Source organism: Paenibacillus xylanexedens (assembly GCF_017874615.1).
Classification (GTDB): Bacteria; Bacillota; Bacilli; order Paenibacillales; family Paenibacillaceae; genus Paenibacillus; species Paenibacillus xylanexedens.
The window spans coordinates 167,888-190,672 of record NZ_JAGIKV010000007.1 but is presented as its reverse complement, the minus strand read 5'-3'; the positions used below and the strand labels follow the sequence as shown (position 1 = coordinate 190,672).

24 protein-coding genes are annotated in these 22,785 nt (G+C 43.6%); 2 read left to right on the top strand and 22 right to left on the bottom strand.

The features are described from left to right. Positions 1-69 precede the first annotated feature (69 nt). From J2Z28_RS11625 to J2Z28_RS11580, 10 genes are all read right to left on the bottom strand, one after another. Complete coding sequence (locus tag J2Z28_RS11625) at positions 70-876, bottom strand: helix-turn-helix domain-containing protein (protein WP_053061648.1); 807 nt, start codon at positions 874-876, stop codon at positions 70-72. A gap of 74 nt (positions 877-950) precedes the next feature. Further along, entirely contained in the window at positions 951-1,757 is an 807-nt protein-coding gene (locus J2Z28_RS11620; protein WP_211082603.1) for a phosphotransferase family protein, read from the bottom strand. A gap of 143 nt (positions 1,758-1,900) precedes the next feature. Beyond that, on the bottom strand, positions 1,901-3,097 hold the full coding sequence (locus tag J2Z28_RS11615; protein ID WP_100529147.1) for an acyl-CoA dehydrogenase family protein: 1,197 nt from the start codon (positions 3,095-3,097) through the stop codon (positions 1,901-1,903). A gap of 92 nt (positions 3,098-3,189) precedes the next feature. After that, complete coding sequence (locus tag J2Z28_RS11610) at positions 3,190-3,471, bottom strand: acyl carrier protein (RefSeq protein WP_076252870.1); 282 nt, start codon at positions 3,469-3,471, stop codon at positions 3,190-3,192. A gap of 217 nt (positions 3,472-3,688) precedes the next feature. Then, positions 3,689-4,183, bottom strand: a complete 495-nt coding sequence (locus J2Z28_RS11605) for a GNAT family N-acetyltransferase (protein ID WP_211082602.1) — start codon at positions 4,181-4,183, stop codon at positions 3,689-3,691. A gap of 245 nt (positions 4,184-4,428) precedes the next feature. Next, on the bottom strand, positions 4,429-5,328 hold the full coding sequence (locus J2Z28_RS11600; RefSeq protein ID WP_211082601.1) for an ROK family protein: 900 nt from the start codon (positions 5,326-5,328) through the stop codon (positions 4,429-4,431). Between the two features lie 28 nt (positions 5,329-5,356). Beyond that, the gene (locus J2Z28_RS11595; protein WP_211082600.1) at positions 5,357-6,829 is read right to left on the bottom strand and encodes a glycoside hydrolase family 32 protein; all 1,473 of its coding nucleotides are present in this window, start codon (positions 6,827-6,829) and stop codon (positions 5,357-5,359) included. 25 nt (positions 6,830-6,854) lie between these two features. Further along, on the bottom strand, positions 6,855-8,462 hold the full coding sequence (locus J2Z28_RS11590) for an ABC transporter substrate-binding protein (protein WP_211082599.1): 1,608 nt from the start codon (positions 8,460-8,462) through the stop codon (positions 6,855-6,857). A gap of 55 nt (positions 8,463-8,517) precedes the next feature. Next, entirely contained in the window at positions 8,518-9,399 is an 882-nt protein-coding gene (locus J2Z28_RS11585; RefSeq protein ID WP_036617174.1) for a carbohydrate ABC transporter permease, read from the bottom strand. A gap of 16 nt (positions 9,400-9,415) precedes the next feature. Then, positions 9,416-10,276 carry an ABC transporter permease gene (locus J2Z28_RS11580; protein WP_244988247.1) on the bottom strand — a complete coding sequence of 287 codons (861 nt, stop codon included), beginning with the start codon at positions 10,274-10,276 and terminating at the stop codon, positions 9,416-9,418. Between the two features lie 540 nt (positions 10,277-10,816). Between J2Z28_RS11580 and J2Z28_RS11575 the strand changes: the two genes are divergently transcribed. Continuing rightward, entirely contained in the window at positions 10,817-11,893 is a 1,077-nt protein-coding gene (locus tag J2Z28_RS11575; protein WP_091020284.1) for a LacI family DNA-binding transcriptional regulator, read from the top strand. Between the two features lie 117 nt (positions 11,894-12,010). Here J2Z28_RS11575 and J2Z28_RS11570 read toward each other — a convergent pair whose 3' ends face one another. The 11 genes from J2Z28_RS11570 to J2Z28_RS11520 form a co-directional block, all read right to left on the bottom strand. Beyond that, positions 12,011-12,829 carry a purine-nucleoside phosphorylase gene (locus tag J2Z28_RS11570; RefSeq protein WP_036617166.1) on the bottom strand — a complete coding sequence of 273 codons (819 nt, stop codon included), beginning with the start codon at positions 12,827-12,829 and terminating at the stop codon, positions 12,011-12,013. A gap of 534 nt (positions 12,830-13,363) precedes the next feature. Then, entirely contained in the window at positions 13,364-14,365 is a 1,002-nt protein-coding gene (locus J2Z28_RS11565) for an endo-1,4-beta-xylanase (protein WP_211082598.1), read from the bottom strand. A 237-nt stretch (positions 14,366-14,602) separates the two neighbouring features. Continuing rightward, positions 14,603-14,950 (bottom strand): hypothetical protein, encoded by a 348-nt coding sequence (locus J2Z28_RS11560; protein ID WP_211082597.1) that lies wholly within the window; start codon positions 14,948-14,950, stop codon positions 14,603-14,605. A gap of 135 nt (positions 14,951-15,085) precedes the next feature. Then, positions 15,086-15,958, bottom strand: a complete 873-nt coding sequence (locus tag J2Z28_RS11555; RefSeq protein WP_211082596.1) for an aminoglycoside phosphotransferase family protein — start codon at positions 15,956-15,958, stop codon at positions 15,086-15,088. A gap of 33 nt (positions 15,959-15,991) precedes the next feature. Beyond that, a complete protein-coding gene (locus tag J2Z28_RS11550; RefSeq protein ID WP_211082595.1) occupies positions 15,992-16,420 on the bottom strand; it encodes a GNAT family N-acetyltransferase in 429 nt (142 codons plus the stop codon). Positions 16,421-16,461: 41 nt separating this feature from the next. Further along, positions 16,462-16,941, bottom strand: coding sequence for a DinB family protein (locus J2Z28_RS11545; protein ID WP_211082594.1), 480 nt, complete (start codon positions 16,939-16,941; stop codon positions 16,462-16,464). A gap of 30 nt (positions 16,942-16,971) precedes the next feature. After that, positions 16,972-17,508: a GNAT family N-acetyltransferase gene (locus tag J2Z28_RS11540; RefSeq protein ID WP_211082593.1), complete on the bottom strand. Its 537-nt coding sequence runs from the start codon at positions 17,506-17,508 to the stop codon at positions 16,972-16,974. Positions 17,509-18,176: 668 nt separating this feature from the next. Then, entirely contained in the window at positions 18,177-18,698 is a 522-nt protein-coding gene (locus tag J2Z28_RS11535) for a cysteine hydrolase family protein (protein WP_211082592.1), read from the bottom strand. Between the two features lie 30 nt (positions 18,699-18,728). Continuing rightward, positions 18,729-19,151, bottom strand: a complete 423-nt coding sequence (locus J2Z28_RS11530; RefSeq protein WP_211082591.1) for a hypothetical protein — start codon at positions 19,149-19,151, stop codon at positions 18,729-18,731. 41 nt (positions 19,152-19,192) lie between these two features. After that, complete coding sequence (locus tag J2Z28_RS11525) at positions 19,193-19,738, bottom strand: GrpB family protein (RefSeq protein ID WP_211082590.1); 546 nt, start codon at positions 19,736-19,738, stop codon at positions 19,193-19,195. A gap of 206 nt (positions 19,739-19,944) precedes the next feature. Continuing rightward, entirely contained in the window at positions 19,945-21,435 is a 1,491-nt protein-coding gene (locus J2Z28_RS11520; protein ID WP_211082589.1) for a glycoside hydrolase family 43 protein, read from the bottom strand. A gap of 180 nt (positions 21,436-21,615) precedes the next feature. Between J2Z28_RS11520 and J2Z28_RS11515 the strand changes: the two genes are divergently transcribed. Further along, positions 21,616-22,518: an ArsR/SmtB family transcription factor gene (locus J2Z28_RS11515; RefSeq protein WP_211082588.1), complete on the top strand. Its 903-nt coding sequence runs from the start codon at positions 21,616-21,618 to the stop codon at positions 22,516-22,518. 110 nt (positions 22,519-22,628) lie between these two features. On the opposite strand, the gene J2Z28_RS11510 is transcribed toward J2Z28_RS11515, so the two are convergent. Continuing rightward, complete coding sequence (locus J2Z28_RS11510; protein WP_165980251.1) at positions 22,629-22,778, bottom strand: hypothetical protein; 150 nt, start codon at positions 22,776-22,778, stop codon at positions 22,629-22,631. Positions 22,779-22,785 lie beyond the last annotated feature (7 nt).

The window sequence follows — 22,785 nt, the reverse complement described above, 5'->3', positions numbered from 1 at the left end:
ATTCTTATTTTTATCGTAATTTATCATTTTACGTAAAAAAATACAATATTTTCTGTGTTATTGAATACATTATGTAGATTGAATAGATAGGGGCAAATCTCCCTTGTTGCTTCTGAATTGATTGCGATGTTCGGTCGGACTTTTGCCTACTTTTTTCTTGTACATTGCACTAAATTGTGTACTAGAACTGTACCCTAGCTTCGTCGTAATTTCAGAGATTGGAAGATCCGTCTTGGTTACGTACTCCTGTGCCTTATCCACCCGAATCTGCTGAAGATACTTCAGTGGCGAAACATTGAAAACCTTAGAAAACAGATTACACAGATACACTGGATTATAACCAACCATATCCGCCAGAAATTGCAGAGTAATTGGCTTCTCATAATTGTTTTGGATATACTTGCATATCATGACCAAGTTCCGTTTGACCGAGTCCTCCCGATCCGTTTCCGGTCGCATCATATTAGCCAGATTCGTCTGATAGTAACTGGAGTATACTTCAAGAAAATCTCTTTCAGCTATTTCGATGTCCTCTCTACTCTCTACCGTTCGGTTCAACAGACTTACAGCAAGATCATAGTGTTTACTACCATTCTCACTTAATATGTGACAGCTTGGCAGTCGCTCAAGCAGATCCGATCCAAAAATAATACCTCTCATTTTCAGAACAGGTTTATCGTAGTTTTGCAGTCTTATTTTATTTGCCAGCAGCACAGCCCCTGCCTTAACCTGTACCGTTTTGCTAAACACACTGATTTCCAATGCATCCATAACCTCAAATATGGCAATCTGTCTTCTGAGAGACAAGTCAAATAGATGTTTTTTTTCACGGACGACCATATCATAAGAAACAACAGAACGTAGTTGGAAATCCATTATCGTTAACCTCCTGATTGTTTTTCGGACGGTTTTGACAAGTACTGTGCTATACATTCATTCCAAATCTTAATCTAAGTTGTATTAAATTTTTTAAGCTGATTACGAATGTAATCCAATAAATCTTTTTTCTCCTCAGGTGGTATCCACTCCGTTAGTCTGGCTGCAGCAATGGGAAGAACCCATCGGTGTATCTCGCGAATGTCCATGCCTGAGAGGGACAAGTAATACTCGATATACGCTTTACTCATCCTGCTTTTGATTATCTTCAGCAGAACTTTCATCATCAATGGAGCTCCTTTGGGCAAATTTCCGTATTTTAATAACACTAGCGTCCTTGCCACATCTGCTGCTGGACAGCCCGATGCGCCTGTCATCCAGTCTATGATCCAGGATTCTTTGCCTGTAATCACATTATTGGGATGGAAATCCCCATGACATAGAGATCTGCCTTCCGGCAAACTATGTACATAGTCCATAATCTGTTGCTTCTCAATGTCCGATAGATCACTTGCGCTTGATATATTCTTCTCTAATACAGTCTTATGCTTTTGTTGAATCCGTTCACCCGATTGCTGGTGTATTTGATGATGAAGTGCTGCCATCTGCCTTGCTCTGCGCTCAATGGACCATGGTTTAATAATCATCTCTTCCAAAAGTGTCCTTCCACTAGCCAACTCAAATATGATACCTTTACGATTATTGATCGTCACCATATCAATTGTTTGTGGGCATTTAACTCCAAGTTCCAAAACGATTCGAGTATTATCAAACTCATGCTGAATCGCTTCCGCAGAGAAATCTTCTCTGAAAAGTTTCAAAATTGAAGTTTCACCATGTCTGAATATTTCCGCTGTCTGTCCCTGCCCAATCCGTTTCAATCCTAATCAACTCCGTATCTTTCCTAAATCAATTATGGTAAAACATCAAAGAACCTAATGATCAAGCCCTTTTTTCATAGCATAATGAATGATCCTGCCTAATGCAAAAAAAGGGCTCTTCCTTAGGTCCTGCAATGCAAAATCTAAACGTTTCGATTCGCGCTATCCTTAACTTTTTCTGCTTTATTTGAACGTCTTATTTCACGGCGGTGTGTTACAACCTCCTGTGTTGCGATTAAAATTTCATGCATTTGAGTCGTGCCTTCGATAATCTCATTGATTCGGGCATCCCGATAATATCTCTCTACGGGATAGTCTCGATGGCAACCATTGGCACCATGAATCTGCACCGCATCACTGGCAACTTTATTCACCATGGTTGAAGCAAAATATTTGGCAGTCCAAGTTTCCATAATGCTCTCTGGATCACCCACATCTCTTAAATATCCTGCTCTGTAACACAGCATCCGTGCCGCTTTCATATTCACTGACATTTCAGTGATCATTTTTTGTATCATTTGATTCTCGCGTATAGCTCTTCCGAATTGGATTCTGGAATTGGCATAATGTACCGATGCATCCAGACACGCCTTGGCTAAACCGACACAGCCACAAGCGATTGTGTATCTTCCATAATCCAGACAAGGTAAAGCAACATGTGATAACCCTGTACCGACTTGACCCAGGAGGTTTTCCTTGGGAATACGACAAGAATCCATTTTCAGTTCAGCAATCATCGATGCTCTCGCTCCAAGCAACCCGCTCATAGGTTCAACGCTAAACCCAATGGAATCTCTCTCCACGATAAACGCTGTCGGCTTGTTCTCACATTGGGCAAGAATCAAAAATACGTCTGCAAGCTGCCCCATGGTTATCCATTTTTTATGACCGTTAAGTATGTATTCGTCTCCGTCTAATACGGCCGTTGTTTCAATGCTTTTGGCATCGCTTCCAACACTCGGTTCTGTCAATCCGAATGAACCCAAAGTTGTCCCCGTAGCTAATGCAGGCAACCAGTACTGTCTTTGTTGCTCCGTTCCCCAACGCAAGATCGCTAAACCCACCATCCCCTGAACGGTTAACAAACTTCTGACAGAGGAGCACCCACGTCCAACCTCTTCGTTAAGAATCCCGATAGTGATATTGTCCAGTTCCATCCCGCCATATTCTTTTGGCAACATGGAGCCCAGATAACCAGCCTCTGTTATTTTCGCAAGGAGTTCCGGGTGAATTCGTTCTTCGCTGTCATTTAAACTAGCATATGGAATAATCTCGCTGTCTACAAAATCCTTGAATTGTTCCTGCCACATCAATTGCTCCGCATTCAGTTCAACTTTCATCACATATCACTCCTGATTTTGAGGTTATAAGTCCAATAAACGGAACTCGATGCTGTGATTGTCTGATATGAGCTTGTGTCGTCATTTTCCCTTTATGACTCATTGGGAATCTCATAATTGATGCACTTACGCAAACTGTCTTTCAGATGTTGCAATGTTGTGAAGTTCTCCAATTCAAGATACTCATCGTCCATCTCAATATTGAATTCGTTCTCCAAGGCAATGATCAGTTTAATAAATGAAATGGAGTTTAATCCAAGAACTCTTAAATCCTCATCCAACGCACTTACATCCAGCTTTTGTTCAGAAAACATTTCCACGACCTGATAGAAATGAATATCAAACTGATCATAAGCCACAGGATATTCTTGCAAAAAGATTCCTCCTCCATATGAGACATGTAATCTTTGAAAATCCATTTTTGTGACACCATTTCTGTGATCAGAATCTGTTCGAACGTTTGCCTAAGAGTATAGGAATAGGAACAAAAAAAGTCCTACATTTTGTAAATATTCCATATATTCTCTGACTTCGATACTATCATAATCTTCCTGAGTCAAGCAATCACTATTGCCATGTATTCACAAATATTTAATAGGTTTCCACCTTCGAGATGATATCCCTATCTTGCGACAAGGATTCATTCTCTCCAAGGCGCTTTGACATAAATACATCGACCTCATCTTCACTGTCCAATATAAATCCAAATCGTTCATACAATCGCCGAGCAGGGCTTCCCTGCAAAACATTTAAAATAATCCGTTTCCCCTGAACTTCATCCTGTTCCAGCAGCATGTTTAGTACCTGAGTTCCTATTCTCTGGCCTTGATAATCGGGATGTATATAGAAATGTTCCAATAGATATGCCTCAGACTTGGGCTTCAACGCTACACAACCTACCATTGAACCCTCCACTTCAATAATCTGTGTCTGGGCAGGTTTGAATGTATTCCGGAAACGTTCACGCACCTTCACATCATCGTATCTTCCCAGTCTGGTTAGATCATCGTATAATACCAAGGCTCGCAAATCAGCGAGTTGCTCTTGATCTGCCTGTACAGCTTGACGCATTGTTATTGGGTTCATTTGTTGAATTCCTTTCCAGTGGAGACACGTTAATTTTTGAATGTCATATCGCACTATAGAACACTAAAAATCATACCTTTGGCAGCTCACTTGAGCAACACCGGATTTTAGAACGCACTATTTTTTTTCAAACCTATTGAACTCCTCAAAAAAATAAAAAAGCCCAAAAAGGACGGTGCAGTCTTGCTTATACCAATAAGCGAACCCGCAGCCATCCCTTCCGGGATGTAGATTATTTAAGAGAACTATGAAACATGTGAAGCTTGTGCTGTATGTTGCAATGCTTCCAGACCCAATGCTAGCGAACCACATAGGCCTGCATGCTGGCCCAATCCGGGCTGCACAATATATTGGTCGATATGTTGCGTGATTGGGGTTGCATTTACATAACCATTGAGATTCCGGACTACCTGCTCCCGGATCATAGGAAACAGATGATCTTGCTGCATCACACCACCGCCCAGGATGATCTTCTGCGGCGAATGAAGCAAGATGGCCGTAGTAATCGACTCCGCAATGTAAAAGGATTCGATCTCCCACGCCGGATGATCTGCCGGCAATTCACTGCCAGGGATCTGCCAGCGAGCTTCAATGGCTGGACCTGCTGCCATTCCCTCCAGGCAATCGCCATGATATGGGCATAATCCGGCAAAGTGATCGTCTGGATGGCGTCTTGTGCGAATATGTCCACCCTCGGGATGTAACAATCCGTGTACTCGTTTGCCCCCTGCCACAAGTCCGACCCCAACTCCTGTACCAATCGTGTAATAAACACAGTTGTCCAGTCCTTGCGCCGCTCCCCACGTTGCTTCACCGAGCGCGGCAGCATTCACATCCGTATCCCATCCAAAAGGAACCGGAAATTCATGCTTCAAGGTTCCAACCACATTACAGTTTCCCCACCCAGGCTTAGGTGTGGTCGTAATATAACCATAGGTGGGACTATCCGGTTGCAGATCAATCGGACCAAAGGAGCCGACCCCTATGGCTTCCACATCTTTATCCCTGAAATAGTCGATCACCTTGGCAAGAGTGGTCTCCGGATGTTCTGTTGGAAAGCTGATCCGATCTTCAATCTGTCCATGCTCATTACCTACACCACATACAAACTTCGTTCCGCCCGCTTCTATGGCTCCAATACGCATCGTTTTGGGCTCCTTTCCTTCATTACAATTAACCTTTAGCCTTGGTTGGTGATATCTCATAAATATGAAGTGAAGAGAAGACCAGATCGGTATTTTCCGCATGAGCAGAGATGCCTTGGCAATCCGCATCCGGATAGATCAGATCCGTAATAACGGCCTGACCATCATTTGCAAATACCTCAACAGATGAATGATCTACAAATATACGCAAACTTTGATTTCCGTTCACTTCTTTTAACTCAGCTGTATGACGGCTCAGGAAAAGTTCATGAAAATTGCCGATGCCCGATCGACTACGATCAACGTACACTTCACTTCGGATCGAGTCTACACCAACGACCGTCTCGTGATTTGCACCGCTTCTTAGCGCAAAATGGAACGACTGATCCTGAGCCCACTCTGCATCGATCTCATAGTTCACGAGTTGCAAAGCGTTCAACTGCTCACTCACTTGCTGAATCGAAGCATCCTGTAAGGACAATACTGGCGTACGGGCTTGCTCAAGTTCACGTGCAGGACGTTGAATCAATATAACTTCTCCCGCTCTTGTCTCCAGTGTCAACTCCCGGGCAATGGTCATTGCTCCACGGTAATTATTGGTTGGCGTCTGATTGGCATACATCCAGTTGCTCATCCAGCCGATAATGAGGCGTCTTCCATCTTCCTCAGGAACGTCAGACCAACTAACTCCTGCGTAGTTATCCCGACCATAATCAATCCAGCGAACCGTATGGGATGCCTCGTCTGGGACAAATGTAGTTCCATCAAAATCTCCGGTAAAATATTGTGTTCTGGAGCCTTCAATAAAAGCAGGATCTGCACCGATGCTAACGAGCATCACCCATTTCTCCTGCCCTGATTCTCCATCCACTGCAAGCGGGAACAGGTCGGGGCATTCCCATACGCCATCGTGTGAACCAATCCCGGCGCCAAATTCACTTCCTAGCGTCCAATCCTTCAGATTGGGGGAACGATACAGACATACCGTTTGACCACAAGCGATAATCATAACCCACTCCTTGGTCTGCTCATGCCAGAACACTTTGGGATCACGGAAATCAACAAAGGACTCATGCTTTAATACCGGATTACCCTCGTACTTAGTCCAGGTTCTGCCGTTGTCTTTGCTATACGCCAGACTCTGGGTTTGTATGGCATCATGGTTTTTAACTTCAAGATGATGGGTGAAAATAGCAACCAATCCTGGCTCACCCTCAAAGAATCCGGTCGTATTATTCCAATCCACTACGGCGCTTCCCGAGAATATAGTGCCATTCTCATCGGGGAGTAAAGCTATCGGAAGTTCCTCCCAGGAGATCAGGTCCCGGCTCACTGCATGACCCCAATGCATGGGGCCCCATTTGGTTCCATGTGGGTGATGCTGATAGAACAAGTGATACTCCCCATTGAAAAACACCATGCCGTTCGGGTCGTTCATCCACTTCTCTTTCGGCGAAAAATGGTATTCATTTCTGTAATCTTGTTTAAGAATTGTCGACATTATGGTTTCTCCTCCGTACTTTTCTTTATTTGTTATTACGGTCATATCCCGCTTGTTTAATCTGTAGCCATTCTTGCAATCCAAGGCGATCCAGCTCTTTCAAGTAAGCATCCCATTCCTGATCTACTTTCCCGTTTTGATACCATTCTGTACGCAGACGTAACACGTAGGCGAAGAGATCGGTCTCAATCGTGGACAATCGATCCAGTTCATCAATGGAGAAGAACACACTTGGATATACATTCTCCGCTTTCATATGCGGAACCATTACCTTGTCGAGAAGTTCCATCCGCCAAGCCGCATCTTCCGGTTTGGTTGTGTATTTGTCATAATAACTGTCGAGAATGGCCAATGGTCCTGCGATACTGGTTTTTTGTCTGAGTTCCACAGGTGCAGATCCTTCCAGCGGAAGATGCTTCAGCATCCCTTTGGCTTCATCGAATTCAAAAATATTTTGCTGACTCTCGTCTCCATAGGTACCCCAGTTGTTCTGCACAGATTGGAGCGGATCATACAGTTGGTCTACCCACTTCGCTGTGGATTCCAGGTTTTTATTGCTGCTGGTAATGACCATGCGACCACGATCAAGCCCAATTCCGTTTGTTCTTGTGACATTGACCTCTCCGTTAGGCCCGGCAACCGGAGGCAGAACATCATACGTATCATTCATGCCTGTAATGTTAGCCTTATCCCAGGTGAAGTACATGCCGTACTTGTTGTCCTTGCCTTTCGCCAGGTACGTGTTCCAATCCTGCTGATACGACTCCACATCCACGAGACCTTCCTGAACCAATTCATGAATGTATTTAACCGCTTCCTTGTAGCCTTCATCAGCTGCCGTGAAGACCACTTTCCCATCATTGGTTACCACGGTATGATCCCAGTTCTCTCCGAGTCCAAATGCCGCAAAGAGAAATGTCAGATCTTCTCCGCCCGGTTTGTTAATGAAAGATAACGGAATTTCGTCGGCCTTACCATTGCCGTTTGGATCTTGAGTTTTGAACGCGATCAATACTTCTTTCAGTTCTTCGGTTGTCGTTGGCATCTTCAGTCCAAGCTTGTTCAACCATTCCATATTAATCCAGGGTAAGTTATCCACTGCCTGAATCCGTTGTTTGCCACTTCCGAGTTCTTCAATCCATGGGAATGAATAAATATGTCCGTCTGGAGCCGTGATCATGCTCTTGTATTCGGGAGCTTCCTCCAGCACCTTTTTCAGATTGGGCATGTGTTGTTCAATCATGTCCTCAAGCGGAATGATCGCCCCGTCCTTCGCCAGTTTCAGGAGATCATAGTCCCCGTAACCTGCATCAAAAATGGCATCCGGCAAATCACCGCTGGCAACCGCCAGATTTCTTTTTTCTGCAAACACATCACTCGTATAGTTCTTCCAGTTGATATGCACATTGGTTTTCTCTTCGAGTCGCTTGTTAATCAGCTTGTCGTTCGGATCAGCGGGAGCCAGCGGAGAGCTCTGTGTTATAAAATTCAATGTCACCTTGCCATCAGGGGATTGCGCCTCACTTGCCGCGCCTCCTCCACCTCCGCCACAGGCGGTTAGAAAGAGCATTGCAGATAACATGGAAATGGATGCCGTTGTAACGGCTTTTTTGGACTTGTTCACTTTTTTCATAATAATGACCTCCATGAGTTGGATTGGATCAACTTACTGTATCGCAGGCTGTTCACTATTTGAGGGAACCGACCATGACACCTTTTTCGAAATACTTCTGGAAAAACGGGTACATGATGATGAGTGGCAGACTCGAAATGACAATCGCTGAGTATTTAATCATCTCGGAGAGCCGTTTCAGTTCTGCCATCGCGAGCTGATCACTGATCATGCCCGGTGCAGCCTGATTCTGAATTAGAATGGAACGCAGAACGAGCTGTAACGGATGCAGGTTCGGATTATCGAGATAGATCATTGCATCAAAATAGGAATTCCATTGCCCAACGAACGCATAAAGTGCGAGTACAAAAATGATCGGTTTCGACAACGGAATGACGATCTGGAAGAAAATCTTCATCTCAGAGGCGCCATCCACGTTTGCAGCTTCTTTCAGTTCTCGAGGGACTCCTTTGAAAAAGGTTCTGGAGAGAATGATGTTCCAAACGTTAACGGCTCCAGGGATAATGATCGCCCACACCGTATCCAGCATGCCGAGATTACGTATGAGTAGATAAGTAGGGATTAATCCCCCGCCGAAGAACATGGTAATGATAAAGATAATCATGAAAAATCCACGTCCCGCGAGCCTATCATCCGACAATGCATAACCTGCAAATATGGATACGGTCACGGTGATCAGTGCAAAAGAAACCGAGTACAATACCGCATTTGCAAACCCCCGGATCATGGCTGGATTGGACAAGATCATCTGATATCCGTCCAGACTCCAGTCCGATACATTAAAGGACAGTCCACGATTCAGTAGCACCGTGGGGTCCATGAATGAGGCGATAACAATATAAATCAGGGGAACAACCACAACCAGTACAGCACAGGTGAGAAAGATGGCATTGAGTGTGAGGATCAACCGATCCATTCCCGTGTGTTTAACAACCATGGATAATACTCCTTTCCTAATAGAGGCCTTCGCCTTCATTCAATTTCTTCACGATCAGATTCACCGTCACCAGCAAAATCACATTGATAACCGAGTTGAACAATCCAACTGCCGCAGAATAAGCGTAATCTCCAGACTGTAACCCCACCTTGTAGACATACGTGGCAATAATCTCGGAGGAAGGCAGGTTCATGGACGTCTGCATCAGATAGGCCTTCTCAAATCCAATGGACATAATCCCGCCAGCTGCAAGGATAAAGACGATGGCCATAATCGGACGAATCGTTGGAAGGTCAATGTGGCGAATACGCTGAAGGAGATTGGCTCCATCCAGATTAGCCGCATTGTGAAGCTCCGGATCAACATTGGCCAAAGCCGCGACGTATATAATGGAAGCCCAGCCCGCTCCGGTCCAGATATCGGACAAAATGTAGATCCAGCGGAAATATTCCGGTTCAGACATAAACATGATTGGCTGACCTGTAATCCATGTAGCTAATTGATTAACCGGCCCTGTCGGTGAGAGGAAGATGAACAGCATACCCACAACAACAACAACCGAGATGAAATTGGGTGCGTACAGAAACAATTGAATATTTTTCTTGATGCCAGCTTTGCGTACCTGATTCAGCATGAGTGCCAGTAAAATGGGCACCGGGAAACTGAATATCAATCCCAAAAAGCTGAGTTTAAGCGTATTCATTAAAATGATATCGAAATTGGGTGAAGCTATAAATTTCTCAAAATGCTTCAGTCCTACCCAATCACTGCCCATGATGCCTTTGATCGGACTGAAATCCTTAAACGCAATGATGGCTCCGTACATCGGAATGTACTTGAAGATAAGAGTCAAAATTAAGGCTGGTGCAAGCAACATATATAAAAAGTAATTTTTTTTGAGCTGCTGTAACCTATGACCGCTTGTCGTCCTCACTTTCAGTACCCTTCCTTCGCCCTTTTTGCTGTCGGCTATGTTATCCAACACGATACCCCCGTTCATTCTAGAAGTTGACAATTGTTTTCAGTAAGGGCTTTCAATATTTACAATTGCCTATTTAATAATTTACAATTTATCAGGTTTCAACGGATTTAGTCAATACATTTTGTAAAAAAACATTTGTGCATTTGATCATTTTATCTTTGCGTTAATGTAACTAAAGAGGATTAAATTTGCATATATACAGCACTGAATCGTTAATACCCGCATAGATATTTCTATATTATTACTGTAATAGATCATCATTGTTACACTAGTCAACGAAACTTCTGGAACAATTATGAAAATAGAATTCGACTATCTAAATGTAAATGCAATTGTGCATTTGTAAAACAGAGATTGCTATTTGTCCCGTTCTATTATACATTTGACTTAGAGAAGAATATGGATAACTATTGAGGATTAGAGGTGAAGCATTAGATGGCAAAGGAAAAAGTCACGATACAAGACATTGCTGATGCTTTGGGGATCTCCAGGAATACGGCTTCCAAAGCATTAAATGATAGCGGAAACATCCCGGATGAAACCCGAAATCGTGTAATTAAAAAAGCAATTGAACTTAAATATAAACAGTTTGCCTATATGGACAATGAGCATGTTCTAACCAAGGCTCCGGGCAATATCGCCCTGTTAACTGAAAACCTGCCTAATACATCTCACTTTGGTTCGTTGTTAATCAGTGGTTTGGAGAAAAGAATCAGTGCGGAGGGATACAATCTCTCGATTCATATCGTGCGTGAAGACGATCAAGATACACTTACACTTCCCAACAATTTTGATATAGCCAAAGTAGACGGCATCATTTGCATTGAATTATTTGATCTGGAATATACACAGCTGATTACCGATCTGGGCATTCCCACCATCTTTATCGATTGCGCTTCCAACATATGTTATCCCGAATTCCAAGCAGATCTGCTACTCATGGAGAATGAACATAGCATCTATCAGTTAACCACAAAATTAATTGAGAGCGGCTACACAAGTATTGGATTCGTCGGAGATTACAATCACTGCAAGAGCTTTAATGAACGATGGGTTGGATATCAGCGTGCTATGCTGGAGGCGGGGTTGCAGGTCGACCTGTCCCATTGCATCGTAGATAATGATCGCCTGTGTTTCTCCAAGCCAGGATGGTTGAACCAGCGAGTGGCAGAGCTGGCCTCCCTACCTTCCGCTTACGTATGTGCTAATGACTTCATTGCAGTTGATCTGATCAGGGCGTTAAAAGACAGAAATGTCGCTGTGCCACAGGATATTGCAATATGCGGATTCGATAATGCACCCCAATCTCGAATTATTGAGCCAGCATTAACGACGGTTCATATTTATAGCAATGAGATGGGCATTAAGACTGCGGAGATGCTGTTATCCCGGATTAATAGCCCGACACAGCCGTATCAGGTCTCACACATTGTGACCAAACCCATCATCAGGGAGTCCACACCAGCAATCATGGCCGATCATTCTCAGATGGTTCATAGTTCTGCAAAATAAAAAAACGTATGTCTCACGAGTAACAACTCGTGAAACATACGTTTTTTTGTGGTTTCGATTTGGTTGGATGAAAACTCTATCCTATCCATCGCGGCCTAGATAAAAATCATCTCGTGATTAGATCTCTTTCAAAATGCCTTTTACAAGTCCGATAAAGGTTGTTTTCACTTGCGCAGCCACTTCAATAACTTCATCATGACTTAACGGCTGATCCAGAATACCACAGGCCATATTGGTCAGACAGGAAATGCCTAGTACCTTCATACCGCCATGAATGGCAACAATGGCTTCAGGTACTGTGGACATCCCCACTGCATCCGCACCCATCGTACGAATCATGCGAATCTCCGCTGGTGTCTCATATGCCGGGCCACTCCACCATGCATAGACACCTTGCTGCAGGCCAACATTCTGCTCTTCTGCAACCTTAAGGGCAATGCTGCGCAATTCGCGATTGTATACCTGTGATACGTCTGGGAAACGAACACCCAGTTCAGCATTATTCGGTCCCATCAACGGGTTATTGCCTACCAGGTTAATATGATCTGTAATGAGCATCAGTTGACCCGGCTCAAAGCTTGTGTTGATGGCTCCGCAGGCATTGGTGATAAGCAATTGCTCGACACCCAGCGCCTTCATGATCCGAACGGGGAAAGTCACTTCGTCCAATGTAAAACCTTCATAATAATGAAGGCGGCCTTTCATCGCTACAACCGTTTTGCCCATGAGTTCACCAATAACCAATTCATTGGCATGGCCGATAGCCTCCGATTGAGCGAAATACGGAATATCTGTATACGGGATAACGGTCGCATTTTCAATCTCGTCCGCGAGCGCTCCCAGTCCCGAACCCAGAATCATGCCTACGGCAGGTTTGGTATGGATTCGGTTTAATATGTAATCTCTTGCTTCCTGAATATGTGCGGATTGATGCATAATGATATCCTCCTGATGATCTGAAGTGATTTAACGAAAACTGAGTTAATGAGGTGTTACTCATCAAGTGTAATGAACAATGGTCATGATGTAAATGGAAGCTGTTCTATATACAATAAAAAAACGACCCTATGCTCCAGAATCGTTTAAAAACATGGACATGTCCTAATCCAATGTATATTTGTTTCTACTTTTCATGTAATCGATTGTCATGAACAGCAACAGCATCAATGTTGCAAACATCAGCGGTTTGGCCAAAGTACCTTCTTCAAAGATATAATAACTAAATATAAAATTTCCGGAAAAAGTAATTAAATAGTTTCGGATGCAATCCATCTTCTCATCTCATTTCAGGAAAGAATTTGGTTCACCATTTCTTCAACCCTATCACAAAATTCCATTTTGTACCATATTTTTATCATCCACACAAATCAACGCCTCAATCACGAACGAGATAACCGTACTGTATAATCTATATTGAGTACAGCAAAAAATCGGCCACATCGTGACCGATTCTCTCCACTTCCCTGATGTTCAGGACATAGGGTTAATGATACGCCAAAATGATTCCTTAGGCTGCAACTGCTGATCAAAAACAAAGGGCCAATTTTTGCGTCCGCGTACCGGGAAATGGTCTAACCAGGTATAATTGTCCGCTACTCCCCAGAACGTCACAGAGGTAATGGATGATTTATACTCACGGAACAAATTAAAGATTTCTTCATATCGACGCTCCTGTAGCTCAGCCATCTCCGAAGTTGGCGCGGTGAGGTCCGTTCGACGATCCTCATGACGAAACACGGACATATCCAGCTCCGTAACATGCAACTGCACATCCAGTGAAGCATAACGCTCAATAGCCATTCGGATCTCCTCAATTGAAGGACCATGAATATTCCAATGCCCCTGCAACCCAATCCCGTGTACAGGCGCTCCCTTGTCCAGCAAAGAACGAACCAGATTGTAGATTTTCTCCCGTTTGACCGGATCCGTCTCATTGTAGTCATTATAGAAAAGAAGGGCATTCGGATCAGCTTCATGAGCCATACTGAACGCTTGCAGCAAATAATCTTCCCCCACCAGCTCTAACCACTTCGTGTCCCGCATGAACAGGTCGGTCTTATCTTCAACAGCTTCATTGACGACATCCCACGCATATATTTGCCCCTTATACCGACCTACTACCGTATCAATATGTTGCTTCAAGCGAGATAATACCAGCTCTCTGGAAGCGGGAGCACCTGAGGTATCCTCAAAGACCCATTTTGATGTTTGATTATGCCAGACCAAAGTATGTCCGCGAACCCCAATCCCTTGGGCAGCAGCAAAATCAACAATTTTATCCGCCGCCTCAAATGTATAACGATCCTCTTCCGGGTGAATTTCTTCAAATTTCATCTGATTTTCAGCCGTGATACTATTGAAGTGTTTGGCGATAAATTCCCCTTCGGACTGCAACATTCTGGTATGTACAGCAGCACCTATTTTAAACGTATTAGCGTACGCAGCATGTAGTGATGGAATTTCGGTTGACATTTACAATTCCTCCCTGCCATTTTCTATCCATCATATCGTTTGTTGAATACGCTTACAATGAACAAATTATACTTCTTGCCCCTCATATTTAACTATTTATGATCCCGGGCCCTGTTCACGCAACAAAAAACACCTCCACGTATGTTCCACTGCTCATCGCAACAGAACATTCCTCGGAAGGTGTTTGTGATCGTGATGGTTATTTAAATCATCTCATATACAAGAGGATATGAAGCGTTACAGCTTGTCTACCTGTAACAAGGTCACCTGTTTCACGGTGCATGCCGGGTTAATTTGCTCCTCGGACAGAATGTTCAGCTTGATGAGGCTTTTCAGCTTATGGCTGTCTACCTTGGACAACAATCGCCAGATGTCCGGGTCTGGAAGAGAAGCATACAGCTTCTGATCATCGTATTCCTTCCGGTTCTGAAGCACTGTTTTCACGATGTAACCACCAACCTGCGTCTCATACACCCCTTGTTCTGCACAATACGCGACAATCTCATCTCGTAGTACAGACAACTGCTGCTCAATATCTTTTTGCTGCTGTTTCAGTTCAAAGTAAGTTTGCACTTTTTGCTCCATATCGATCACGCTCCTCTACTATCATAGGTATGCGAGGATCGATAGTTTAGGACTGGCTGTTTATATTATTTGAAAAACGCTGCCTTACTATGGGTTAATCGTATACTGTTGTCATTGTATATCCTCGTATTACGATTACAGCAGATTCTCATGCAAATATGGATTATGGACAGCCATGTTGTGAACCCTTTCCATTACATTTGACCCCATGGGTACATCGCCAACGCGCCTTAACAGAATCCAGCGAAGACAAGCTACAGCTTCAAAAATCTGTTCCTCTTCCAGCGTGTACGTATAACTTGCAGAACGTGCAAATTGAGCGTGATATATCTCGCCATAACTTTCCCCATTATAGACGGTGATCAGAAACACAGACCATGCCAGATCGTACCTTGGATCACCATATTGCCCATTAGTCCAATCGATGATGGTGTAATCGTCGTCCATCTCAAGAATGTTTCCCAGATTATAATCGCCATGAATCAAGCGATCCTGTCTGATCTGGACCTGCTGAATCAAGTTTGCCAGAAGATCATTTATATCGTCATGTAACTCAATTTGTGGAAAAAAGTATTGAACAAAATCGTACCTGAATATGTATTCTTCATCTGCTCCAGTACCCACTTCATTCACCGGATAACGATGGACCTCCATTAATCGCTCAGCCAAATGTGTCAGTTTGGTTGGTGTTAATTGGTTAACCGGCTTTCCATCATAGCTCGTTAACAGCACTTGATTCTCTTGCTCGTCTAATCCCCAACCGTAGGGTTTGGAAACGCGAATTCCACTTTGATAAAGCTTGGACAATAATCGATATTGTTTGGCGATATCCGGTTTAGAATCCTTGTCCCAGACTTTCAATACGTACCGCTGATCTTCCATTTCGATTCTCATCACACTCGCTTCCAGTCCGGGTGGCAAGGGAATGATCTGATACTCCTGTTCCATCACCTGCTGAATACGTTCATCCAGTTCTACCCAATTCACCTGGCTAAGTTGAATCGTCATCGTTCTCCTCCTTCCATGATACACAAGATTAGATTATAATCGTTTATCAAATACCTTCTGCCATTTCTTCTCTTCATATCCGATAGCTATATAAAACCGATGTGCAGATTCCCTTTTCCCGTTACAACGTACCCGAATGTTATCAAAGCCGTTAACCCGAGCCCATTCCTCGCATTCGCTCATGATTATCTTACCAATCCCCATCCCTTGATGAATCCCATCCACAACTAGTCCACCAATCTCGGCAAAAGATGGACTCTCAATGGAGTGCCTTCCCTGTATATGCCCCCAGCCTACAACCCCCGAATCAATCTCAGCCACACATACATAATGGTCTGGTAAGGAAGAGAGACGAGTTAATCTCTCCTTGATTTCTTCAGTTGTGCTGACATAACCCAGTTGATGGGATAATTGGCTCATCACTTCGCCATCCTCAATCGTAGCTCTCCTGCAATGAATCATACTTCTCCTCCGTTCATTCATCTCATACCGCTATCTCCCTGTTAGTCAGGTATAATAAGTCCTTTGCCAATGACATTGGCGGATACTGGCTGTTTGCCCAATTCTCTGGCCCATACCGACAGCTGGCCCATATGGTGAATCTCATGGGCGATCACATGTCGCATAACTTCTCCCCATGAATATGTACTGGTCTTGCCAGCTGAGCGATGATCAATATAAGCTCTTTTTTCCATACTCGAGTCCCATGCTGTAACAAATACCTCCACATCAGGACGTAACTTACGATCGAATCGCCTTACCGCCTCAAGATTCTGGTAGTTTGCAAAATCTTCCGCATCATCCGGTTTGCCCTGAAGTAACTGAACCCAGCTCCACTCTACATCAATGATATGAAATAATGTTTGTAATATGTTGCCTACTCCGCCCATGCGAGGCCGAAGCAATTCTTCAAGCGGTACATCCTCACACCACACATACCATTGCTCACGCACCATCCAGTTATAACGAAAGAATGTTTCCATTGGTATATTCCCCTATATCGGCTATATTTTTCAGAGAGATTTGATTAATTCTGTATGGGCAAAGGTATCCTCCGAATGTTCAAGATCACCATAAATTCTACTAATCTGATTGAATCCGGATTTGATCCAGAAGCGTAATGCAGTCCAATTTTTGAGCGCTACGTTGATTCGAATTTCCTTGTAACCAAGTTCGGAAAAGTGACGCGTCAACGCCTGAATTAATTCTTGTCCATATCCCTGCTTCTGGATCTCGCTCTGGATATATAAAAATTCGAGATAGATTGAATCCTCGGAGGGATACCCATGGTACACACTTAACAAACCAATATAGCGGTCATCCTCATTCGTGCGAATGGATTGAATTCGATAATTCTCCAGCCTGCCTCCCGGCGGAAGGTGGCCTTCTTCAAAACATTCTTTCACATAATTCCGATCATGCTCTTGTCCATCCCATTGATGCAAGTACCGACTGGTCTCATATATGGACTCGAGTTCAGGAATATCGGATTCTTCCACATTCGAGATAATAAGTCGGTCTGACTTCCATTCTACTGGAAGTTGTTTCATCGTAATCACTCCGTCTTGATATTCTAAATAAATTAAACTATTGAATATTTACACTGGCCACTCCGATGACAGAACAACCTTCCGATCGCTGTTATCCCCAGATTTTTTTGATTCATTTTATAATGGGAAACTCCGGGGATAAAGGCGAACACTTCGCTTCTTCAGGTTTTTTCTGTCCTCTCCGTTCCGTGTAAATATTCTGTTGAATTTATTTAGTTAATTTCTTTTTTATATACAAGATTACATGAATTCCTGCATAAATAAACAGGACATTGAACAAATATAGAAGTACATTTAAATAGATACCAGATATAAACCAGATTGTTCCATCCGAGTTGGCATAATGATAATCCGTAAAGAATCGGAGCGGGAAACCATACTCTGTTCGGAGCGGTCCATCTTCAGTATGTAAAGTTCCAGGAATACATAGGATGGCTATTACAGCAAGCCAGGCTGATAGATTCATTATTCTTTTGTTAATCGTCAATACATCTCCCCCTTATTCAACACTAACGGTATCTTCACCAAACAATACTATGCTCATCTCTGTGCTTATCACTTGATTTCTCGAGATCGGCTTATTGGGATCAGGGTTACTCGTGATTAAAAATACAGAAACAGGATTGCCGCACCTATGAAAAACCAGAATCGCCTACGTTTTCCTAGCATTACAGCGCATTCTCCGTATCCACCACATTGGCAAACAGTCTCAGTACCGTATTGTGATGTGCAATAATCTGCTCTGCTTGAAGCGTCTTTGAATTCCATGTGCTGTGCGCATCTTGAACCAGATTGACCATGTAACCCAGACTGAACGCTCTGCGGCAAGTCGTGTCTACACATACCTCAGTCTGCATACCCGTGAGAATCAACTCCGTCACGCCATCTTCTTGCAATTTCAGATGCAGATTGGTTTTGTGAAACGAATCCGGTGTCTCTTTTTCGATAACGAGGTCACCAGCTATAGGTGCAATGGACGGATGGATGTCCCACCCCAGAGTTCCTCGTTCCAGTGGACTGCCTGACCCTTCGCTGTGCTGGATATATATGATGGAATGGCCTGCTTCACGGGCCCTGGCAATTAACACCTGGATCTTCTGAAGCAATCGTTCCCCCTGATAGACGGGATCTGCTTCATCAAACATCGCTACCTGTACGTCAATGATTAGAAGTGCACAATGCGTTGTCATCTTGCTTTCCTCCTGACAAATCAATTTAATTCAAATCTTTCTTCTTCGTACCTTTAACAAAACTTCCAATCCCATATCAATCAGTACAAATAGGATAGCGGCAAGAACGCCAAATAAGGTCAGAACTAACGTCTCTTTGAAATCCAAGATTGCTTCTCCTGCGCCCATGACCAGATAATAGATGTACATGCCTAAAACTCCAGCACATGCATAGCCTAATATCCTCGTACTTAGATACAACACATGATTAGGGAATTGTATTCGGCTGAGCAGATAGTCTAGCAATATCGATAAAGGTAGCCCAATCAATACGATCAGGGGAGTCGCGTATACCAGATAAATAAGAATGTAAAAATCAAAACTATAGGATTCATTCATCGATATGATACTTGCAGCCAAAGTAAAACCAATGATGGTTAGAACGGTTGTCATCAGCTTTCTTCCCATGTTCATCTCATCACTCCAATACAGTTATCTCTATTCATTGGATGTGCTCATGCGTCAGATTTTGCCGGCTGCCATCCGATTTCTTGAGACCAACGATGTGCTCTCTTTAATATGCTCCACACCATTGGCCCTTTTCCTTCAACATATTTGGGACGCTCATCTTTATACAATGACATGAGTCTGTGCTTTTCTTCTGCATAGTTCAAACAATCTTCTGGATGCTCCCTTAAATAGTCTCTGAACAGCAAGGTCATCTGCTCGGAGAAACTGCCTGCCTGTCTAACGTGTATATGTATCCTTCTGCTTCCGGGCTCTTCACGAAAGTAACGTTTAGTCTTATCTGGATTTTCTGCTCTGAATACAAATCCGACTGTTTCGATCTCATGTTTGTAGTCCAACAGATTCTCATGATTAGAAACAGATATTTGTATATCTATGATGGGTTTGGCATCTATTCCAACAATTGAAGTGGACCCAACATGGTCAATCCGCACGGCCTTTTTTCCTAACGCTTCTCTTAATTTCGAACCCGTTTCGAGAAACAAATCACGCCATGCCGGGTCATACTTTGCGATTCTCCATTGATCCTCCATACAACTCCTCCTTGTTATCCAATCAAGCTATATAATTAAATAACACGTTCTTTTAACCTTTTGTTACATGTAGATTATTTAGTGATGCCATATAGATAACAGCAGCTTTTTCCAAGTTTAAATCTCTGTCGGCATTTATTAATATATCTATATTTTTACACAAATTAAAAAAAAGAGAAGGACCCTTAGGCCCTTCCCTTAACTTCTCAGTGATAATCACACTTGAAATTTGTAAACTCAGCTGAAGTATCTTGCCCGCTCGCGTATAACCCAATAAGTACGCCTGTAAAACCTCCTGCCACCTCCGAGGATAGGTATCTCGTCTGTGCCGTGCCTAGCAGAATCTCTTCACCATCTGTTTGAAACAGGAAACTGTAGCGTTCCTGACTTGAGCGGATCACCAGCGTTGCATGCTGTTTATTTCCCAGATCCACTTCATGTTCTCTCGATTTGATATCACCGATATTTAGACGCTCGATCACCTTATAACCGTCCTGTTGCCCACGAATAGCCACTTCATAATGATGATTCTCATCCATGTAGATCGTGATCCCGGCTTCTCCACTCGTCAGACTGACATCGACTGAAATTGTTGCATTAAAATCTTTTTGACGTAACCCAATGAACGTTGGGGATGCCGGAACGTCCAGCGTTACATCGGTTCCTGTTAGCGTAAGCTTATCTGATTCAAGCTGATAATGCTCTGCATTTGGATGACGAAGATAACACCAGTCGAGGTTCCAGTCTGTATTTGCAAACGTATAAGTCTTCTTATCCTGCTGGATCACCGTATCTGGGATACGATTGGTCTCAAAACTCGTCAGCGTTGTGCCTTCATGCCCGGCTGTAAACCATCCGTCTTCACCAAACGTAATTGGAGTCAGAAATACTTCTCGACCCAGATGATGGTACGTAGCCCATCTGCCGATCTGTCGGAATCCCAAGTGGAAGAGCCACCAGTTCCCCAGATCATCCTGAACCAGATCACCATGCCCCACACCCTGGAGCTCATACCCGCCCAGATTACGGTTGGTTAGAACCGGATTGTGCGCATAGGCTTCGAACGGTCCTGAGTATGAATTTCCCCGGGCATACGTTACCATGTGACCATATTCGGTGCCGCCTTCAGCTGCAAGCAGGTAATAATAACCGTTCATTTTATAGAGATGCGGACTTTCCAGATATCGTCCACCTGTTCCGTTCCATATCGAACGACTCGGGGTCAGTTTGCGGCCAGTTTCAATCTCAAGCTCACACTGGACAATTCCGCCAACGCCTTCATCATCCACGCCATTACTCATAAACAATGTTTTTCCATCTTCAAAATACAAATCCGGATCAATTCCGCCTTGATCCACATAGATAGGCTCAGACCATTCTCCGTAAATATTATCCGTCCAGACATAGAAATTCTGATGCGTCGTATCATTCGTTGTGACCATGTAAAAACGCCCGTCATTATGCCTGATGGTTGGGGCAAATACACCCCCGGAGCTGTTCACCGTCTCGAGCTGAATCTGGCTTTTACGAGTCAGGCAGTGACCAATCTGCTTCCAATTCAGCAGATCCTTGCTTTCAAAGAGCGGTGCGCCCGGAAAATATTGAAAAGAACTGCACACCATATAGTATGTATCGTGCACCTTAATCACACTAGGGTCTGGATAAAAACCTTTTACAACAGGGTTATTGTATTTCATTACTCCACTCCACCTCTTATTATAAAATTCACAAATATAAGAATTCAACTTCGTAACAACTAAAAAAATTAAACACCATTGAGTGTAAACTTGCAATGAATTTGGATTGCATCTTGGAGTTAATTTTATTAAATTAATATATATGTGATTTTAGGAGATTGAGGGTAGGGAGTTGTACAGATGATTAAAGCAAATGGGGAACCCCAGTTCCTTCCTTTATATGAGGCACTTGCAAGCGAAGTCAGATGGAGAATCATGGATATGATTGCAGATCGCGAAATGAATGTGAAGGATATTGCCGCAGCCTTAGAGCTTAGCCCCTCTATTGTCACGATGCATATTCGCAAACTGGAGGATGTGGGTCTAATTGGGAGCAGGCGAGTTCGGATCAACGGAGGGACGCACAAATTATGTTACCTCAAGCAAGATCAGATTGAGATCGAGCTGCCATCCGCAAGCCAAACTTCACGAACCAGAGAGCAGACAATATCCGTAGGACACTATACTGCTTTTGATATCCACCCCACCTGTGGGCTAGGGACACTTGAGAAAGAAATCGGTGTATGGGATGATCCGCGTTACTTCCTTGATCCTGAACGTGTTCACGCCGCTATCTTGTGGTTTGGGAAGGGCTATGTTGAATATAAAACACCCAACTTTGTCCTTCCTGACCAGACAACCGATGCTATTGAAATTTCGATGGAACTGGCGTCTGAAGCTCCGGGATTGCGAGATCATTGGCCTTCCGATATTCGTTTCACCTTCAATGGCATTTCACTTGGAACGTGGACAAGCCCTGCCGACTTTGGCAGAGCAGCACGCGGCAAATATACACCAGAATGGTGGCATCGTAATGTGAATCAGTATGGTTTATTGAAGACCATTCGTATTGATGGTTCCGGTACCTATATGGATGGTGAGTCGATGTCAGACATTACTCTCGCGGATATTAAGCTTAGCGAACCGTTCTGGACGCTACGCTTCACAGTTGACGAGGAAAGCCCCAACGTAGGGGGATTAACGATCTATGGTGCCGGTTTTGGTAACCATGATCAGGATATTGTTATTCGTGTATTGGGTTAAAGTGGCTAGCTGCGCTGCACAAGAATCCTCCCTTTCCTGACCTACAGGAGAGGGAGGCATCCGAAAATGCTGCTCCTCAGCTAATTTTGAAGCACAAGCCTAATCAATCTTTACCTTCGCTCTTTCAACAGTTCCTTAATCTCCCTTAACTCTGATAATATTTCTTTGGTGTGCTGGCTATTTTTGGAGTTATCTATTCCAACTTTCACAACATAAATACCGAGGAACAGATACACCACCAACATAATGATCATTCCCATGACATCT

Bases quoted from the DNA above. Each gene is read 5' to 3' on its own strand.
- J2Z28_RS11585 (WP_036617174.1), bottom strand. From the start codon at position 9,399: ATGGTTGTTAAACACACGGGAATGGATCGGTTGATCCTCACACTCAAT.
- J2Z28_RS11545 (WP_211082594.1), bottom strand. From the start codon at position 16,941: ATGGAAACATTCTTTCGTTATAACTGGATGGTGCGTGAGCAATGGTAT.
- J2Z28_RS11605 (WP_211082602.1), bottom strand. From the start codon at position 4,183: ATGAACCCAATAACAATGCGTCAAGCTGTACAGGCAGATCAAGAGCAA.
- J2Z28_RS11550 (WP_211082595.1), bottom strand. From the start codon at position 16,420: ATGATTCATTGCAGGAGAGCTACGATTGAGGATGGCGAAGTGATGAGC.
- J2Z28_RS11555 (WP_211082596.1), bottom strand. From the start codon at position 15,958: ATGACGATTCAACTTAGCCAGGTGAATTGGGTAGAACTGGATGAACGT.
- J2Z28_RS11590 (WP_211082599.1), bottom strand. From the start codon at position 8,462: ATGAAAAAAGTGAACAAGTCCAAAAAAGCCGTTACAACGGCATCCATT.
- J2Z28_RS11595 (WP_211082600.1), bottom strand. From the start codon at position 6,829: ATGTCGACAATTCTTAAACAAGATTACAGAAATGAATACCATTTTTCG.
- J2Z28_RS11515 (WP_211082588.1), top strand. From the start codon at position 21,616: ATGATTAAAGCAAATGGGGAACCCCAGTTCCTTCCTTTATATGAGGCA.
- J2Z28_RS11510 (WP_165980251.1), bottom strand. From the start codon at position 22,778: ATGGGAATGATCATTATGTTGGTGGTGTATCTGTTCCTCGGTATTTAT.
- J2Z28_RS11615 (WP_100529147.1), bottom strand. From the start codon at position 3,097: ATGAAAGTTGAACTGAATGCGGAGCAATTGATGTGGCAGGAACAATTC.
- J2Z28_RS11540 (WP_211082593.1), bottom strand. From the start codon at position 17,508: ATGAAACAACTTCCAGTAGAATGGAAGTCAGACCGACTTATTATCTCG.
- J2Z28_RS11600 (WP_211082601.1), bottom strand. From the start codon at position 5,328: ATGCGTATTGGAGCCATAGAAGCGGGCGGAACGAAGTTTGTATGTGGT.
- J2Z28_RS11520 (WP_211082589.1), bottom strand. From the start codon at position 21,435: ATGAAATACAATAACCCTGTTGTAAAAGGTTTTTATCCAGACCCTAGT.
- J2Z28_RS11570 (WP_036617166.1), bottom strand. From the start codon at position 12,829: ATGCATCAATCCGCACATATTCAGGAAGCAAGAGATTACATATTAAAC.
- J2Z28_RS11535 (WP_211082592.1), bottom strand. From the start codon at position 18,698: ATGACAACGCATTGTGCACTTCTAATCATTGACGTACAGGTAGCGATG.
- J2Z28_RS11560 (WP_211082597.1), bottom strand. From the start codon at position 14,950: ATGGAGCAAAAAGTGCAAACTTACTTTGAACTGAAACAGCAGCAAAAA.
- J2Z28_RS11565 (WP_211082598.1), bottom strand. From the start codon at position 14,365: ATGTCAACCGAAATTCCATCACTACATGCTGCGTACGCTAATACGTTT.
- J2Z28_RS11580 (WP_244988247.1), bottom strand. From the start codon at position 10,276: ATGTTGCTTGCACCAGCCTTAATTTTGACTCTTATCTTCAAGTACATT.
- J2Z28_RS11575 (WP_091020284.1), top strand. From the start codon at position 10,817: ATGGCAAAGGAAAAAGTCACGATACAAGACATTGCTGATGCTTTGGGG.
- J2Z28_RS11625 (WP_053061648.1), bottom strand. From the start codon at position 876: ATGGATTTCCAACTACGTTCTGTTGTTTCTTATGATATGGTCGTCCGT.
- J2Z28_RS11530 (WP_211082591.1), bottom strand. From the start codon at position 19,151: ATGAACATGGGAAGAAAGCTGATGACAACCGTTCTAACCATCATTGGT.
- J2Z28_RS11525 (WP_211082590.1), bottom strand. From the start codon at position 19,738: ATGGAGGATCAATGGAGAATCGCAAAGTATGACCCGGCATGGCGTGAT.